An 18,403-nucleotide genomic window follows, 5' to 3' on the forward strand; every position below is an offset into this window, starting at 1 on the left:
GCTACTCCTTCTCGTTGGGAAGGCCGTTCGCCTCGACCTCGGGGGAGGTCCAGGCGACCACATAGGTCGCGGCGCCGGCCCGATCAGTGGGGGCGCCGTCACGCGCAGCATCCTGACCGGTGACGGTGGTCGAGCGCACGCCCGTCGCCACGGCCCGGTCGCCGGCGCCGCCCGGGTCCGCATCGGGGGCCCGGGGCTCGCCGCCCTCCGGCCGGATCCGGCCGGAGGCGTCCACCGTACGCAACGCCACCCACCGGCAGCCCCGCGGGAGCGGTCCGTCGGGACCATCTCCGTAGACGGTGACCCGGACCAGTTCGGGCGGGTCATGCCCGGCCCAGTCGGCCGCGGCCCAGGCCCGGCCGGGCGGGTGCGGGCCGTCGACGACGAACTGGCGCGGCCGGCCCGCGAGCCCGGTGCCCTCGGCCTTCGCGGCCGCCTCCTTCGCCGCCCACAGGCGGGTGAACCACAGCGCCCGCCGCCCGGGATCGCCGCCCGCGACCCGGTCGAGCAGGTCACGCTCGGCCGGGGCGAGCGCCGCCAGCTCGACGCCGGGCGCCCGCGCGACGATCTGCTCGATGTCGATGCCGACCGCCCCGTCCGCGGACACCAGCGCCACCGCCAGCTCCGGCTTGTGGGCGAGGGAGACCCGCGGCGGGTCGCCGGCCGGGATGCCCGGCCGCGCCGGCAGGGCGCCGACCAGTGGGGCGCCCAGCTCGTCGTGCTCGATCCGGACCTCGATGCCCCAGACCGGCCCCGCGCCGCGCGCCCACAACCAGCGCCGGACGGCGTCCTGGACAGCGATGCGACCCAGCAGCCAGCCGCGGGCGGCCCGCGGGTTGAGGCCCGCAAGCCGGGCCCGATCGGCGGCGTCGGCGTAGTGGCGCACGATCAGCTCGCGCGAGGCCGAGTCGGACCAGCGGTCGAGCGCGACCACCCAGCCCTCGCCCGAGGGCTGGGCCACGGTGTGCACCTCCGGGGCGCGGACCATGGCCCAGAGCACGTCGTCGTTGGCGAAGCGACGATCGGTCCAGGCGGACACGACCGCCCACAGCGACCCGTCGCGGCGGCGCAGCTCCATGTCGGCGGTCACCGTGCGTTCGGCGACCTGCCGGATCCGCACGACGCAGTCGACCAGGTCGCCCGCCACCGGCGCCGGGCCGTGGAAGCGCAGGTCGGCCAGGGACTGCGGCAGCAGCAGCGAGTCCTCGGGCAGGTTCTCCATCGCCCAGTAGCCGAACAGCTGGCCGGCGTTGTCCAGCAGCGCGCCGGACGCGGACGGCACCCGCAGCCGCCCGCGGATGCCGGTCGCGGCGATCGCCTCGATGCGGTCGATGCCCTGGTATCCGGGGCCGTGGAAGAGGAAGTGACCGCCGTAGAGGTCGCTGCCCTGGTGGCGGGAGGGCCGCTCGCCGGGCAGGGTGGGACCGGTCGGGCCCACCGGCAGGTCCGCGGTGGCCGCGGTCGTCCGCGGGGGCTGCGGGTAGCCCTCGGCGAACATGACCGTGCCGCGGGCGTAGCCTTCCATGGTCACCCGGACCGCGTCCGGCCCGGCGGGGGTGAGGGTGACCGACACCTCCACGGCGGGTTCGATCGCGAGCCAACGCAGCGCCCGGACGTCCCGGATGCCGATCGGCACCCGACCCGGCATCAGCGCCGCGGCCTGCGCGATCATGAGTTCGAGCACCTCGGTCATCGGCACGACCGGGAACAGGTCGGACGGGTCGGTCCAACCCGGCGGCTGACGATAGAAGCAGTGGTCGACGATGTGCGGCATCGACGCCAGCGACAACCGACGCCGGACGGTCCGCGGCGCGGGCACCGGCGCGGCACCGGCGCCGGCAGCAGACGCGGCACCGCCACCGGAGGCAGGCGCGGCGCGGCCATCGGGAGCGGACGCGGCGCGGCCCCCGCAGGCAGGCGCGCCACCACCGCGGGGAGCCGGCACGGCGCCGGCACCGCCGGGCGCGGGCACGGTGCTCGCACCGCCCGGCGCCGGCACTCCGCGCCGCCGAGGCGGCGATCCCGGCCGGACGGCGGGGCCGAGCGCCCATCGATCGACGACCGCGGACATCACCGCGTCCGCGTCGGCGAGCGCCGCACGCAGCTCGTCGAGCACCGGGTGGCGGCCGGCGGCGCCCAGGGCCTGCGCTGCACCGCGCGCGACCGGCTCCACCAGCCTCGGCAGCTGCTCGGCACGCGGCAGCTGCTCGGCACGCGGCGACTGCTCGGCACGCGGCGGCGCGGGCGCGCCGGTCGGCGGGACGGCGGGCGTGGCCGGGATCCGTTCGCCGCCGGGCAGCCGGGAGCCGATGTCCGGGCCGAGGAGGTCAGCGCCCGCGGCTCCGAGGCGCACCAGCGGGGTGCCGAGGTTCAGCCGGACGGGGGCACCCCGGCGCCGCGGCAGCTCGATGCGCCGCCCGGAGGCGGGCGCAGCGGCCGGGACCGGCGCCGTCGCCAGGGCTGCGGGCGGCTCGGGGCGGGTCCGGCAGGGCAGCAGATCGAGCCGCGGGGCCGCACCCTCCACCCACAGCGCGGCGGCCACCCGGCGCAACTGGTCCAGGCCGGATCGTTTCGGGGAGTTCGTGACCAGCGCGATGTGGTCGTGGCCGGGCAGCGTGTTGTCGACGAACCCGGCGACGCTGCCCACCCCGACCTGGACGAAGGCACGCACGCCGGTGTCGTGCAGCCGGCGGACGAGTTCCCGGAACCGCACGGGCTCGACGAGGTGGCGCAGGGCGAGCGCCCGGACGGCGTCGTGATCGCGAGGGTAGGGCGCCACCGTCGTCGCCGACCAGATCGGGATCGTCGCCTCGACGAGGGTGACGCCGGCGAGGTTGGTCCGCAGCCGGTCCAGGTAGGGCTCCAGGAACGGGGAGTGGAAGCCGGAGCGGAACGGCAGGACCTGCCCGAGCACGCCGTCGCGGCGCAGCCGCTCCAGCGCGGTGCGCACGCTCGTCTCGCGCCCGCAGATGATCGACTGGTGCGGGCAGTTGTCGTGGGAGACGACGATCTCGTCGAGGTCGGCGATCACCTCGGCGGCGCGCACGGCACCGCAGCCCAGCGCCCCGAAGACGACCCCGGGCACCTCCAGCGAGGCCGGGTCGAAGCCGGCGATGAAGGCGTCGGTGAACTCGTCGGTGATCAGCCCGCCGCTGACCATCGCGTTCCACTCGCCGATGCTGTGCCCACCGACGAGGTCCGGGACGATCCCCAGCCGGCGCAGCGCCTCGTCGAGGATGCGCCCCACCTCGACGCTCGCGACGCCGTGCCGGCCGAGCATCCCGGTGTCGTCGAGGGCCGGGCGGGCGAGCCCGAAATGCGCGCAGACGTCGTCGATGCGCGGGGAGAACTTGTCCTCCAGGCCGCAGAACAGGAACGCCGTCTGCCCGGCGGGCGTCCCGTCCGGCCGGGCGGGGTCGAGCAGGCCGGCCGGGGTGAACCACAGGTCGTTGCGGCCCCGCCACGGGTTGCCCCGCCCCACGACCGTGCGGGCCAGGGCGAGCCGGCGCGGGTTCGGTGCGACCAGGGCGAGCCGCCAGGGGCCGCCGGGCGGCGGGTTCGCCGCGTCATCCCGGCCGAGCAGCTCCGCGTCGTCGGCGTCGAGCTGGGCGAGCAGGTCCGCCGGGCTGCTCCCGGCGAGCAGCAGGACCGGTTCCGCAGCCGGATCGGCCACCCGCGGCGCCGCCACCGCAACCGCCGCCGCCGTGGGTGCCGCCGCCGTGGGTGCCGCCGCCGTGGGTGCCAGTGGCCCGACCGCCGGCGCCGCCGCGTCCGGCGAACCCGCCCGGTCGGTCGGGGCGGCGGCGGGGAAGGTGTGGGCCAGGGTGGCCGGGGCGGTCGGCGGCGCCTCCTCGACGACGAGGTGGGCGTTGATGCCGCCGAAGCCGAAGGCGTTGACGCCGGCGCGGCGGGGGCCGCCGCCCGCCGGGGTGTCCCAGTCGGTCGCGGCGCGCACCGGCGCGAACCGGCTGCCGGCGAAGGCGGCGTGCGGCTCGTCGCAGTGCAGCGTCGGCGGCAGCACCCGGTGGTGCAGGGCGAGCGCGGTCTTGATCAGGCCGGCCGCGCCGGCCGCGGGCATCGCATGGCCGATCATGGACTTGACCGAGCCGATCCCGATGTCCGCCCGTCCGGCGCCGCCCGTGCCGGCCGCGGCCGCCGTGCCGAAGATCCGGCCCAGCGTGGCGAGCTCCACGGCGTCGCCGGTCGGGGTGGCCGTGCCGTGCGCCTCGACCAGGCCGATCGCGCCGGGTGCCGTCGGGTCGAGCCCGGCGTCCGCCCAGGCGCGGCGCACGGCGAGGGCCTGCCCGTCGGCGGCGGGGGCCATCAGGGAGGCGGAACGGCCGTCGCTCGACGTGCCGGCCCCGCGCAGCACCGCGTAGATCCGGTCGCCGTCGCGGCGGGCGTCGGCCAGCCGGCGCAGCACCAGCATGCCCACGCCCTCGCCGATGAGGATGCCGTCCGCCCGCCGGTCGAACGGGCGGATCGCCTCGCTCGGCGACAGCGCGCGCAGCAGGGAGAACACGCTCCAGAACGACGGCTCGTGGACGAGGTGGGCGCCGCCGACGATCATCGTGTCGGTGCGGCCCGAGCCGAGGTCGCGCATCGCCATCTCGACGGCGATGAGCGACGACGCGCAGGCCGCGTCCACCGTGTAGGCGGGACCGCGCAGGTCGAGCCGGTTCGCGATGCGCGACGCGGCGAGGTTGGGGACCAGGCCGATCGACGCCTCCGGCCGGGCCGGGCCGAGCTGGGCGACGAACGCCTCGCGGACCCGTTCGACCGCGTCGGCGGGCAGGTCCGGCAGGACCTCGCGCAGCGTCGTGACGAGCTGGCGGGAGGTGCGCACCCGTTGTTCGAGCCGGGCCACCCCGGAGCCCACGTAGCCGCCGCGGCCGAGCACCACGCCCACCCGCTCGGCGTCGCCGAGCCGGTCGGGCCCGCCGGCGTCGGTGATCGCCTCGGCGGCGAGCCGCAGCGCCAGCAGCTGGTCCGGTTCGGCCCAGTCGACGGCGTTCGGCACGATGCCGAAGGCCGTCGGGTCGAAGGTGGCGAACTCGTCGACGAAGCCGCCGCGCCGGCAGTAGAAGCCGTCCGCCGCACCGGCCGGCGCCGTGCCCGCGCCCCGCCGCACGTCCGGCGCGCCGGGCGGCCGCTCGGGCGGGAAGTAGTCGTCGACGTCGAAGCGCTCCCGCGGGAACGCCCGGATCGCGTCGACCCCGCCGACGATGTTGCGCCAGAACGTGTCGAGGTCGCCGGCCCCCGGGAACAGCGCCGACATCCCCACCACGGCGATCGGCGGCACCCCGGACCCGCCACCGGGGTCACGCATCGAACGCCTCCGCCTCGGCGCACATGTAGACGACCTGCGCCGGGCCGCCGGGCGGGCCCGCCAGCTCCCGCAGCAGCGCGGCGACCCCGTCGGCCGGGTCGATCAGGCCGATGCCGCGGCGGGCGTACTCGCGGGCGAGCTCCGCGGAGACCATCCCGCCGCCCGCGGCGGCGGCCGGCGAGGCCCAGGGGCCCCAGTCGACGCTGACGACCCGGCCGGTGAAGCGCCCCGCCGCCGCACCCGCGAGCGTGTCGAGGGCGTCGTTCGCGGCGGCGTAGTCGGCCTGGCCCCGGTTGCCGAACACCCCCGCGACGCTGCCGAACAGGGCGAGGAAGCCGACGTCGTCGCGCACCGCGGCGAGCAGGGCGCGGGCACCGTCGACCTTCGTCCGGTAGACCCGGTCGAACGACTCGGGCGTCTTGTCGCGCAGCAGCCGGTCCGCGAGGATGCCCGCGCCGTGCACCAGCCCGTCGAGGCGGCCATGGCGGGCGTAGACGTCGGCCACCGCCGCGGCGACGGCCGCGCCGTCGCGCACGTCCACCGCGTGGTAACGCACCGAGGACGCGAGGCCGCGCAGAGTTGCCAGCGTCGCCCGTACCTCCCGCTCGGCGAGCAGTCGGGCGACGCGGGCCTCGATCTCGGCCGGGCGGCGCACGCCGGTCTCGATCAGCGCGCGGCGCAGTGCCGGAGCGTCGGCCGCGCCCGCCGTCGCGGGGTCCTCCGGCTCCGCGGGCGGCGTGGTGCGCCCGATCAGTTCGATGGCGCAGCCGCTGCGCCGGGCGAGCTCGACGGCGACCGCCGCGGTGATGCCCCGGGCGCCGCCGGTGAGCAGCACGACGGAGGACGGGCCGAGACCGGAAGGCAGGTCGCCGGCCCCACCGGCATCCGCGGGCCGCACCCGCGGGGTGGCCCGCACCCCGTCGCGGTAACCCACGACCAGCGGCCCGCCGGGGGTGAGCAGCTCGGCGAGCAGGCTGTCCGCGATCCGGCGGGGCTCGTCCTTCGGCTCGACGTCGACGAGCCGCAGCGCCAGGCCGGGGACCTCCCGGGCGATCGTGCGGACGAGGCCCGCGAGCCCCGCGCCCAGTGTCGGCCGGACGGCGAACCCCCCGGCGTCGGCACGTCGGGCGTACTCCAGGGCGTCGATCGCGCGCGGGTCGGGCGTCGCGCCGGGGCCCGCGGCGCCGGCCCGGCCGAACCGCCCGCCGTTGCCGGTGGCGATGAGCACCCGCCGGCTGCCGCCGAGCGCCGCGGCCCGCAGGGCGGGAAACGCGCCGGGCAGGATCGCGTGCTCGTCCGCGTCCGGGTCGGCGGAGGCGATCCAGACGAGACCGTCGGCACCGACCCCGGCCCGGATCTGGTCGACGAGGCCGGTGTCGTCGGCGGCGAGGATCCGCGCCTCGGCGCCCGCCTGCTCCAGCCGGGTGGCGAGCGCCAGGCCGACCCCGAGACCGCCCTCCACCAGCAGGAACCGGGAGCCGGCGAGGTCGACCGGCGCCGCGCCGGCCGGCGCGGGCAGGATCTCCGGCTCGACGACGAAGCGCCGCAGCGGGACCCCGGTCGGATCGCCGGCCGTGGGAGACCCTGCGGCGACGGGAGACCCGGCGGCGACGGGAGACCCGGCGGGCACGAGAGTCCCGGCGGGCACCGACGCGGGCGGCTCGACCGGCTCCCCCACCGGGAGTCCGGCCGACGACGCCGCGTGGGACTCGATGGTCACCACCGATCCCCCGGTGGAAGCGCTGGGCGCGTTCCCGCCGGGGGCGGAGCCGACGATCCAGTCGACGATGCCGCGGACGGTCTTGATCGCCGCCAGCTCCTCGACGACCTCCTCGCCCAACTCCCCCGAACCCGCCTCCACCAGCCCCAACCGCTGCGCCAACTCCCCCAGGATCTCCGTCCGCTTGATCGAATCGATCGACAGATCAGCCTCGAGATCCAGATCCGGCTCCAGCATCTCCACCGGATAACCCGTCTGCTCCGCGATCACCCCCACCACCGCCTCCGACACCGCCGACCGCTCCAACACAGCGGACGCGGCCACCGGCGCCGCGGCGGCCGAGGTGTGCGTGCCGTTCGAGCCGGCACGGATCGCCGCGACGGAGGCGTCGCCTGCCCCAGCATGCGTGCCGTTCGATCCCGGCGCGGCGGGCCAGGCCGCCGTCGCGCCGGCGTGGGTCCCGTTCGACCCGGCCGGGACGGGCGACACCGGCGAGGCCGAGCCCGCGGCGGCGGCGGCGAAACGGTCCATCATCCAGTCGACGATGCCGCGGACGGTCTTGATCGCCGCCAGCTCCTCGACGACCTCCTCGCCCAACTCCCCCGAACCCGCCTCCACCAGCCCCAACCGCTGCGCCAACTCCCCCAGGATCTCCGTCCGCTTGATCGAATCGATCGACAGATCAGCCTCGAGATCCAGATCCGGCTCCAGCATCTCCACCGGATAACCCGTCTGCTCCGCGATCACCCCCACCACCGCCTCCGACACCGCCGACCGCTCCAACACAGCGGACGCGGCCACCGGCGCCGCGGCGGCCGCCCCCGCGCCGACCGGCGGCGGGTCCACGCCCGCCGCGTCCGGCGCGGGGGCGGGCCGGGGCACCGCGGGAGTCGCCGGTACACCGGCGGCCCGCGCCTGCGCCGGCTGGGCCTGGCGGGGGACCGCGGGGGTGACGGCGCCACGGGCGTCCCGCGGGTCGGCGTGGGTCGCGGGCGCACCCGCGGCGGCGCTGTCGATGCCGTCGCGCGCCGCCGGGCGGCCGAGGCCGGTCGGGTCGTAACCCAGGTAGCCCAGCACCACATCGCGCTGCGCCGCGACCAGCTCGCGGGTGGTCCGCAGGAACTCCAACACCACGGCGTCCACCGGGCCGCCACCTCCAAGCTCGGGCAGTCCGGTGGCGAGGACCGCCGGATCGTCGATCGGGTCAGCGGGGACGAGCGGTGGCGCCGGGTCCTGCGGGACGAATCCCCGCACGCCCGCGATCTCGGGAAGCTCCACGCCGGCCGCTGGCCGTTCCCCCGGGGCCGGCGTCGGCGCGGAGCGGGCCGCTGCGGAGGGCGCCGCCACGGAAGGTGTTGCCACGGAAGGTACGGAAGGTGTTGCCACGCAGGGCGCTGCGGGTGCCGCTGCGGAGGGCGCCGCCGCGGCGTCCGCGGCCGGTGCCGCCGAGTCGTCTGCACCCGGGCCGGCGGCGAGGGCCAGCCGGGTCGGCGGCCGCAGCCCGCCCGGCAGGAACCGGCCGTCGGCGGTGCGCACGTAGGCCCCGTCGATGAGCCAGCCGGGCCGTCGCGGCACGTCCGCGGCACTCACCATCCGGGCGTCGCGACCGGTGAACAGGGGCGCCGGGTCGACGCCGACGCCGGCCGCGGCGAGCTCGGCGAGCGCGAGCAGCAACCGGCGCAGCCCCGGTTCGCCCGCGACGTCGGTGGCCACGACCCGGTGCGGCCGCCCGGCGAGGATCTTGCCGACGAGCTGGGAGAGGACCCGACCGGGGCCGGCCTCGACGAAGGTCCGCACACCGGCCGCGTACATCGCCTCGATCTGCTCGACGAACCGCACCGGCGCCGCCACCTGGCCGGCGAGCGTCGCCCGCACCTGCTCCGGTGCCGCCGGGTACGGCTCGGCGGTGGCGTTGGACCACACGGGCAGCGCCGGCGCGGCGACGTCGAGCTCGGCGAGCCGGTCGGCGAGCGTGCCGGCGGCCGCGGCCACGACCGGGCTGTGGAACGCGCAGGCGACCGGGATCGGCCGGGCGGTCACGCCGGCCCGGCCGAGGGCGGCCACGGCGTCGCCCACCGCGGCGGTCGGCCCGGAGATCACGCTCTGCCGCGGGGCGTTGTGGTTGGCGACGACGACGTGGCCGCCGCCGACGTGGCCGCCGCCGACGTCGCCGGCGATGCCGCCGAGCGCCTCGCGCACCCGCTCGATGGGCGCCTGGACGGCGGCCATCGTGCCCGGGTCGTCCCCCGCCGCGGCGAGGATCGCGGCGGCCCGCGCCTCACTCAGGCCGACGAGGTCGGCCCGGTCGAGCGCGCCGGCGGCGCACAGGGCGACCAGCTCGCCGTAGGAGTGCCCGCCGACGTGGTCCGGACGGACACCGAGCCCGGTGAGCAGGTCGTGGACGGCGAGGCCGGCGAGGCCGAGCGTCGGCTGGGCCGCCCGCGTGTCGGTGATCGCCGCCGCCTGCTCGGCCTTCTGCTCCCGGGTGAAGGCGGCCGGCGGGAACATCGTGTCGACCCACTGGGGAGCCAGGTCGAGCACGCCCCGCAGCCGGGGGAAGGCTACGAACAGGTCGGCGAGCATCCCGGGCCGCTGGCTGCCCTGGCCGGGGAACAGGAAGGCGGTCGCGCCCGGCTCGGCGTCGTCGCGGACGAACAGCCCGGCGCGCGGGTTCGCCGTGAACGTCCGGGCCGCCTCGATGGCGGCGGGCAGCCCGTCGAGGTCGTCGGCGACGAACGCGACCTGCACCGGGCCACTGCCGGCCGCGCAGGTGGTGCGGGCGAGGTCCCGCAGGCGGAACGGCCGCCCGGCGTCGTCGTTCGTGGTGACCAGGGCGGCGAGCCGGTCCAGCGCCCGGGTGGCCGCCGCCCGGTCGGCGCCGCGCACGGCGAACAGCTCCGCGGGCCACTGGTCCAGGCCGTGGGCGGGTTCCGGCCCGCCGTCGTAGGCGGACAGCACGACGTGGAAGTTGGTGCCGCCGAAGCCGAACGCCGACACCCCGGCGTGGCGCGCGGCGGCGGGCGCCGCCCAGGGCTTCGCGGCCTCGTCGAAGTAGAACGGGCTGGTCTCGGCGTCCCAGTAGGCGTTGGGGCTGTCGATGTGCAGGGTCGGCGGGCGCACGCCGGTCTCGACCGCCTTCGCCACCTTGATCAGCCCGGCCAGGCCGGCGGCGCACTTGGTGTGCCCGATCTGCGACTTCACCGAGCCGACCGCGCACTGGCCGGGGGTCGCGCCGTGGTCGGTGAACACCTCGGTGAGGGTCGCGAGCTCGGTGCGGTCGCCGACGACCGTGCCGGTGGCGTGCGCCTCGAGCAGGCCGACGTCGCTCGGCGAGATGCCCGCCCGCGCGTAGGCCCGTTCCAGGGAGAGCACCTGGCCGGCCTTGCGCGGCGCGGTCAGCCCGAGCGCGCGGCCGTCGGAGGAGCCGGCGACGGCCCGGATGACGGCGTGGATGCGGTCGCCGTCGCGCTCGGCGTCGGCGAGCCGCTTGAGCACGACGACCGCGACGCCCTCGCCCAGGCTCGTCCCGTCGGCGCCGGCATCGAAGCTGCGGCAGCGCCCCTGGGGCGACAGCGCATGCACGGAGGAGAACAGCAGGAAGTCGTGCGCGCCGGCGTGGGTGTCCACCCCGCCGCAGAGCACCAGGTCCGAGCTGCCGGCGAGCAGCTCCTTGCAACCGGCGTCGAGCGCGGCCAGCGACGAGGCGCACGCCGCGTCGACGGTGAAGTTCACCCCGCCGAGGTCGAGCCGGTTGGCGACCCGCCCGGCGATGACGTTCGCGAGCATGCCGGGGAAGGAGTCCTCGTCCAGCTCGGGCAGGAACTCCTCGAGCTCGGCGGGCAACTGCCCGAACAGTCCCGGCCACAGCGAGCGCAGCCCGTAGGCGCCGGACAGGTCGGTGCCGGCCTCGGTGCCGAAGACGACCGAGGCGCGGGAGCGGTCGAACGGCCGGCCCTCGCCGGCCGCCTTCTGCCCCGTGTCGTAACCGGCGCTGCGCAGCGCACGGGTGGCGACCTCGAGGGCGAGTAGCTGGCTGGTCTCGATGCTGCGCAGGGAGCGCGGCGGGATGCCGTAGGCCAGGGCGTCGAACGGGACCCGCGGCAGGAATCCGCCCCACTTCGACGGGGTGCGGCGCCCGGCGTCCTTCGCCACCGCGTCGGGCCGGTAGTACACCTCGGGGTCCCAGCGGTCGGCCGGAACCTCGCGGATCGCGTCGTTGCCGGCGACGACGTTCGCCCAGAACGTGGCGAGATCGGGCGCGTCGGGGAAGATCGCGGACATCCCGACGATCGCGATGTCGAGCGGCTGACCGGCGGGGCGGGAGTCCGTCGCCGCCGTCGCTGTCACCACCGCCGGGCCCACGGCGCCCTGCCCGCCCTGCCCGGCCGGCACGCCCTGCCCGGCCGGCACGCCGAGCTCGGCGGCCCGGTCGGCGAGACCGGCGGTGGCCTGCGTGGTCACCTCGTCGTGCAGGGCGGCCACGCTCGTGCGGTTCGAGCGCAGGGCGGCCACCTGTCCGATCATGAACATGCCGTCCCGGGCCTGGGCCGCCGGATCGACCTGGACGACCTCGGCGCCATCGCGGCGCAGCCCCTTGCTGGCCACCCGCAACCGGCCGAGGTTGAGCGCCTCCAGCTCCTCCCACATCTGCTGGCGGGGGGTGGCGGCGGCGAGCAGCTCGCGGCGTCGGTCCAGGAAGGTGTGGACGTAGGCGGACTCGACGCATCGGGTGGCGTGCCCGGGGGAGGTCTCCAGCAGCACGGTGCGCTCGCAGTCGAGGGCGGCCTGCTGGAAGCCGGGCAGGATCGCGCCGGAGGCGACGGCCTCATCGGTGAACAGGTAGGCCGTGCCCATCAGCACGCCGATGCCGGCGCCCCGCTCGGCGAGCGGGGCCGCCGCGGCGGCGACCATCGCCGCCGACCGGGCGTCGTGCACCCCCCCGGCGAACAGCAGGTGCAGGCCGGCGAAGAAGTCCGGGCCGGCCTGGTCGCTCTCGCCGAACGCGAGCAGCCCCGCGATCTGCGCCTCCCACAGCGGGAAGCTCGCCCGCGGCCCGACGTGCCCGCCACATTCCCGGCCCTCGAAGACGAACTTGCGGGCCCCGTCCGCCAGGAACCGGTGCAGCAGGCCCGGGGAGGGCACATGCAGGAACGTATCGATGCCCGCCTCCTCCAGCGGCGCCGCCTGGGCCGGCCGCCCGCCCGCCACGATCGCGCACGGTGGACGCACGTCCCGCACGGCGGCGAGCTGCGCGCTGCGCAGGGGCGCCGGGGCGAAGCCGAGCACGCCCACCCCCCACGGTGCGTCTCCCAGCAGGCCAGCGGTCTCCTCCAACAGGGCGCGGCTGTCCTCGCCGCTCATCAGGGCCAGGGCGAGGAACGGCAGGCCGCCCTCGTCGGCGATCGCGCGGGCGAACGCCGCCCGGTCGCTGACCCGGGTCATCGGCCCCTGCGCGACGGGATGGCGCAGCCCCCGCGCGGCCGCGAACGGCGCGCCGGCGGCCAGCGGGCGGGTGCGGGCGGCGGCAGCGATGCCGTCCCGGATGCCCTGGCGCACTGCCCGCACGATCCCGGCGGCACTGCCGTGCCGGTCGGCGAGCGCGGCGGCGAACGCACCGTCCTGGCCGATCGGGAGGAACTGGTCGACCAGGTCGCGGGCGCCGAGACGAGCCGCGACCGCGGCGGGGTCGGACGCAGCTCCGCCGGCCCCGCCACGTCCGCCATCCCCGCCGGCAGTGACCGCGCCGTCCGAGGCGAGTTCTCCGCCGGTGTCGCGCAGGTCGACGGCGGGCCGATCGGTGCGCCCGACGAGGGCGGCGATGGGCAGATCGGGCCGGACGTAGAGCCGATGGCCCGCATGGACGATGGTCTCGCTGCCGTCCATGGCCCGCACCGCGGCGGCCACCTGCTCGGGCAGCTCCATCTCCCGGACCAGGGCGAGCTGGGAGTCCAGCACGACCCCGGCCGCGCCGCCCGCCACCGCCGCCGCCGCCGTCGCGGGGCCGATCCCCCCGGCGGCGAAGACGGGCACCGCGGCGCCCGCGGGGTCGCGCAGGCCGGCGGCGAGCAGGTGCTGCAGCAGGGTGAACGTGGTCAGGTCACCGACGACCCCGCCAGACTCGTTACCCCGCGCGACGAGCCCCAGTGCGCCGGCCGCGACCGCGCCGCGGGCCTGCGCGACCGAGGTCACCTCTGCCCAGACCCGCCGGCCGCGCCGGATCAGCTCTCCCGGCTCCCAGCGCCGGTCGGTCCCGGGGCCGCCCGGCGCGGCGAGGTCGCCGGTCGAGGCGCCGTCCGGCCGGGGGGCGAGCACCACGAGCTCCACCGCGTCGGGCAGCTCGTCCGGGTCGAGCGGGCAGCCGGCGGCGACCCGGACCCCGAACCGTCCCGGCGTCCAGCGGGCCGCGTCCCGCAGGGCGTCCCGCGCCGCCTGCGCCGACCGCCCGAGGTCGAGCACGCCGAGGCTGCCGGCCCGCGCCACCGCGGCGACGAGGGCGGCGGCGGGCTGGGCGAACGGCGTGATCACGACGACCAGTTCGCGCGCGTCGAGGGGGTCGGGTACGTCGGAGCCGGCCGGGGAGGCCGCGGGTGACAGGCGGGGTGCGGTGGTCATCGGCAGGTCCTCCTGGCAGGTCGCGACCGGGGGCAGGGTGATGAGGGGGACGAACTAGTCCGGGTCATTGGGCCCGCCGAGGCCGTCCGATCGTCCGACCGGCCCCGCGCCCCCGGCGCGCGGCCCGCCCCCGGGTCACCACAAGGCCATATCCAGAACAAGAGGCTCACCAGCCAAACCAACGTGATGGACACGTTTCGGACGACAGGATCGCCCACATCATCGGTGACCTCCTGGCCGGTGCCGCTGGGCGACAGACGTCCCGGGGAAGCTGCATCTGTACTGACTACGCGGAAAGCGAACTGACCCCCAACAACTCTCGTGGAACTGGTGCGCTCGGTGCCAGGGACGGCCGACTTGCTTAGCGGACGCGGCACCGTCAACGTGCGCGGAATACTAGTCGGCTCGGTCCGGAGCACTGCACGGCGGCAGGCCAAAGTAGTGATCACGCACTCCCTGTAGCACCATCGTGATCGCCGTGACCTGGTCGGGACCCCATCCAGCCAGCGGTTCGCCCACCGCCGGACATCGCTGGTGATGTCCCGGATCGGGATTACGCAGAGCCCGCACGGATGCGCACCGGGCGACCTCATCAATCCCGGTGACGATCGGCGGAGGTTACGAATTGGTAGCACGCAGGGCGGTATCCCGGACCGCCGGACCCGGCGGTTCCCATTCGACTTCGGTCGGCTAAAGGGACGATGAACAGTAGAGGCTACATTCCTCGGACCCGGACCGGCACGCGCAAGGCCAGAAGAAAACGGAAGCGAGAGTAGCGCCCGGGGAGGTATCGAACCACGGGTGAAGACCATCCGGAAATCGATCGTGGTAACCGCCGGTCGGGTCAGTCACCGGCGGTCGGGCTGACCCCTTCGGGCCCCACCCGGCTAGCAAGGACAGGGTCAACCTAGTCACAGCGTGCCATCGGCCGCAAGCGGGGCCGAGCGGAAAGATGCCGGCGTTCGTCACCGTGCCACCCAACCGGACCAGCCTGCTACGACCGGCGAGGACCAGCATCCCACAGATGGGGCATCACACGCATCCGTCTCAGAAGCCGCAAAAACGATGATCTATGTCAAGTTGGGGCGAGACGGAGACAAGTGGGCCCGCGTGGCACGGTCCGCCGCGCCGCTCCACCGGCGGCCGGCGCCATCGGAGTAGGCCGGACGGCATCCGGTACCCATGCAGGCGCGGCGCGGCAGCGAATCGTCGCGGGCGATTGCGCCGGAACAGCTCCCGACCATCCGACCGTCGGGATCGACCGCGACGGGGCACCGGACGGCGGCGGCGGCAACCAAAGGGCCGCGTCTGCCGCCCAACCCGGCCCGCCACCCGGGCGCACCCCGGAGCACGCCGACCGCAGCGAGGTGGTCCGGACCCGACCCGCCGACGAACCGTGCCCATCCGATCCCCAGCGCCGCCCCTGGCCCTGCCCACCGGGATGGATCGGGCGCGGAATCCTGTGGACAGGCGGGGAGGAGGGCCGGTCAGGCGCGTCGGCGGCGGGGACGGCGCTGCGCGAGGACCCGCGAGGACCCGCGAGGACCCGCGAGGACCGGGGGTTCGGCGACACGGGCCGGGACATGACACGACCGCGGGTGGCGCGGCCGGTCTCGGCCCGCGCCACCCGCGGTTCGTCGGAAGTCAGGTTGTCGAGGCGCGCCCGTGGCGCGTTGCGTCGCGTCGGTGCGCCGGCTTTCCGCCCGTGTGGGCAGGCCGGCCGGCTCGCGGGCCCCGTAGGTCTCGATGGGCACCTGGCGCCCGCGCCGCCGCGGCACGGGCCGGTTTCTCCTAGCCGGGCATGCCCGGCCTGATCAGGCTGCCGGGACAGGCCCGGCGCGCTGCCGGCCGGCAGACGACCGGCCGGCACGAGGACCGCCGCCGCGCCCGAGGACCGGTATCCAGGGTCCAGGGTGGGATCGGCGGCAAGGGGCAGGGGTGCCGGGGCGGCACCGGGTTGTGGGCGCGCGACCTTGGACCGGAACCCACCGCGTCCGGACGCGGCCGGGGTTCTCCGACGGTCGGGTCAGTTCCTCAACCGGCGAGTCAGGGCCGGGGCGGGCTGGGGGGCGCGAACGCGCTGGTCTCGCGTTGCCAGGCGATGGCGAGCTGCGTGCGGTTCGAGCATCCCGTCGCCACGAGTGCATGGGTGAGGTGATGCTTGACCGTGTCGATGCTGATGCACAGCGCCTCGGCGACCTGCCGGTTGGACCGGCCCTCGGCGACGAGTCGCACGACGTCGCGCTCGCGGGCGGACAGCCGTCCCGCGACCGACGGACCCGGATCGGTCCGGATGTAGAAGCGCAGCAGGTTGCCGAGATGGCGGCCGAGGACGGCACCGACCGCCCGGTCCCGCGGGCCGAACGCGCCCGGCCGCGAGTCCAGCAGGGAGATGAGCGCGCCCACGTTCGACGGGCCGAACAGGCGCACGAGCAGCTTGGCGTGGATGCCGTGCGCGCGCAGGAAGCGCTCCAGCCGCATCCGCACCTCGGGTCGCTCCGGAACGCCCAGGTCGTCGAGCGTGGCGAGGCCACGCTCGCGGACCGAGCGCAGGCTCTCCGGGTTACTCAGCGCCTCCAGCTCCCGGTAGCGCTCCATGTACGGGCCGGCGAGGCGCAGGGCGAGGCCCCGGCCGGTCGGCCGGGCGTCCTGGAACGCCGTCTCGATCGAGGAGCCCAGGAAGAAGGCCGAATGACGATAGCCCAGGTGGCGGGCCATGCCGTCGAGGGCCAGTTCGCGGAAGGAGGCGAGCGAGGAGGCCCGCTCGCAGTCCTCCACGACGCGCAGGATGCCACGCAGCTCGGCCGCTCCGAGCGCGAGGTCACGCGGCATCGGCCCGGTGCGCGCCGCCATTCCCGGGCGCATCTGCGCCCCCGGCGCGGTCCGGGCGGCGGCGCCCGGGACCTCACCGCGTCCCATTGGGGACCCGGTCATCGGGGGCCCGGAGCGGGGATGAGACAATTGCCGGGCAGCGGCGCTGCCCGTGCTCGTGGTCGGTGCGGGGTGCCGCGCCGGCGCCGGTGCCGCGCGATGTGGGGCGGTCGGCGGAGCGGGTGAGCTCGCCGAGGCTCGCCTGGCGATCCGACCCGCCATGCCTATCTCGGTGGATGTGTCCACGGTCACGCCGATTCGCGGCCGATGGGGTGCTTCCTCGCCGATAGCATCGGTCGAGAGGGGAACTCGGTCGGTCACGCGTGCCTCCGGGGGGCAGACTCAGAATCAAACCGGGCGGTAGCCCGGTTGTGGCTATGCCACCGGGTGAATTTCCGGTGAAGATGGACATGTTCGGCAAGCGTAGGGCCCACCTCCCTCGCTACGCCACCAGTTGCCCGCGCCCCTCATTCGCAGTCGGGCCAAACCCACCGCTTCGGTGGGAGAATCGTGCCCCCAACCCGGCCATATATTTCCGGGGCTGCCACCCTCGCGCTTGAAGCGACCACTTCGCGTGATTTTTCCCTCCCGGAACCATCCCCTAAAGGGGCCACCTCGTCAGCGGTATGCGGGCCCGGCGGCGCCCCGATCGCCCCACCCAGGCCGGGAGCCAGCCCGCCGGCGTGCAGACGACGCGAAGGTCGCGAAACGTTCCCGCGATCCGCCACCCTCCACAATGGGTGACCACCCACCCACTAAGTGCCTCCCCAGCATGGGCCATCGTCACCGAGGGTATTGATATAGGGGGCCTACCGTTTCGGTGGGTGCACCTCCGCCAGTCCCCCGCAGGTCCAAAGCCCACGACGCATCCCGCCGAATTCGCAGAGACCTAGTACGGTCTCGCGCCACCGATGCCCTCCCGCCGGAGCCGGACGGCCGGCGACCATCCCCGGTCCGCAGCCGCCCCGGCCACGGGACGAATGAGGTGAACAACGATGACCCTGGGACTGTCGGTCTTCCTGGTTGTGGTGGGTGCCACCCTTCGATACGCCCTGACGTGGCGAGTGGGCGGGGTAGATCTCCCGGTTCTGGGCCTGATTCTGATGGTCGCGGGGATCGTGACCTCGGTCATCTGCGTGCTCCGGGCCGTCGTGCCGCTACCGGCGCGGCCCGCGGCCCCCGAACGGACCGCCGACCCCCGCGATTGGCCCGCCGACGCCGGGGGCCGGGGCCCGGCGGGTCGGCCGCTGCGGCGGACGACCCCGCTGGCCGGCGGCCGGCAGGGCGGGCCCGGTCGACCCGCACCCGCTGATTCCCTGACTGTCCCGGACGCGCTCGGCGCCGCCGCCGTCCCCGTCGGGGACGTGGACCCGACTGAGGTCCCGAATCCGTACCCGGACCTGGCGCAGCGCCCGTACCTCGCGCTGGAACAACGCGTCTTCGGAGAACGGGCCGAAGCTGAGCCGGCCGACCCCCGCGACCTCGAGCTGTATCCCCCGGATGCCTTCCGGGCCGGCGAGAGCCACCTCGCCGGGACCGCCTACGACCGCCCGGCCGATACTCGCGACGATGGCAGGACCTGAGGCGGCCGAACCTCCTGGCCGGGCCGGCGGCGCCGAATCTCGGCGTCCCGCCGGTCGGGGCGGGGCTCAGGCCGCTCAGAGCAGGTGGAGTTCGCGGGCCCGGTGCACCGCGTCCCGGCGGCGCGCCACGTCGAGCTTGCGGTAGATGCTTTTCAGGTGCGTCTTCACCGTGTTCACGGAGACGTAGAGCTCGGCCGCGATCTCGGCGGTCGTCAGCATCGTCGGCAGGTAGCTGAGAACCGCGAGCTCCCGATCGCTGAGGCGGTCGCCGACGGCCGGCCCGCCGCC

General features: G+C 76.0%; 5 protein-coding genes. 1 reads left to right on the forward strand and 4 read right to left on the reverse strand.

Features of this window, described 5'->3' with window-relative positions:
- Position 1 precedes the first annotated feature (1 nt).
- The 3 genes from FRAQA3DRAFT_RS16195 to FRAQA3DRAFT_RS16205 form a co-directional block, all read right to left on the reverse strand.
- Positions 2-5,329 (reverse strand): type I polyketide synthase, encoded by a 5,328-nt coding sequence (locus FRAQA3DRAFT_RS16195; RefSeq protein WP_009740117.1) that lies wholly within the window; start codon positions 5,327-5,329, stop codon positions 2-4.
- Entirely contained in the window at positions 5,322-13,661 is an 8,340-nt protein-coding gene (locus FRAQA3DRAFT_RS16200; protein ID WP_009740118.1) for a type I polyketide synthase, read from the reverse strand. Before FRAQA3DRAFT_RS16200 ends, FRAQA3DRAFT_RS16195 begins: the two co-directional genes overlap by 8 nt.
- Before the next feature lie 2,046 nt (positions 13,662-15,707).
- Positions 15,708-16,580, reverse strand: coding sequence for a LuxR C-terminal-related transcriptional regulator (locus FRAQA3DRAFT_RS16205; protein WP_009740121.1), 873 nt, complete (start codon positions 16,578-16,580; stop codon positions 15,708-15,710).
- Between the two features lie 947 nt (positions 16,581-17,527).
- Between FRAQA3DRAFT_RS16205 and FRAQA3DRAFT_RS34170 the strand changes: the two genes are divergently transcribed.
- Positions 17,528-18,115 (forward strand): DUF6458 family protein, encoded by a 588-nt coding sequence (locus tag FRAQA3DRAFT_RS34170; RefSeq protein WP_009740122.1) that lies wholly within the window; start codon positions 17,528-17,530, stop codon positions 18,113-18,115.
- Positions 18,116-18,190: 75 nt separating this feature from the next.
- On the opposite strand, the gene FRAQA3DRAFT_RS31595 is transcribed toward FRAQA3DRAFT_RS34170, so the two are convergent.
- Positions 18,191-18,403, reverse strand: a 213-nt coding sequence (locus FRAQA3DRAFT_RS31595; protein ID WP_009740123.1) for a response regulator transcription factor, incomplete at its 5' end; no start/stop codon positions are given.

Source organism: Frankia sp. QA3, from assembly GCF_000262465.1.
Classification (GTDB): Bacteria; Actinomycetota; Actinomycetes; order Frankiales; family Frankiaceae; genus Frankia.

Excerpts from the sequence above, each read along its gene's own strand:
- FRAQA3DRAFT_RS16205 (WP_009740121.1), bottom strand. The coding sequence starts at position 16,580 with ATGGGACGCGGTGAGGTCCCGGGCGCCGCCGCCCGGACCGCGCCGGGG.
- FRAQA3DRAFT_RS34170 (WP_009740122.1), top strand. The coding sequence starts at position 17,528 with ATGACCCTGGGACTGTCGGTCTTCCTGGTTGTGGTGGGTGCCACCCTT.
- FRAQA3DRAFT_RS16200 (WP_009740118.1), bottom strand. The coding sequence starts at position 13,661 with ATGACCACCGCACCCCGCCTGTCACCCGCGGCCTCCCCGGCCGGCTCC.
- FRAQA3DRAFT_RS16195 (WP_009740117.1), bottom strand. The coding sequence starts at position 5,329 with ATGCGTGACCCCGGTGGCGGGTCCGGGGTGCCGCCGATCGCCGTGGTG.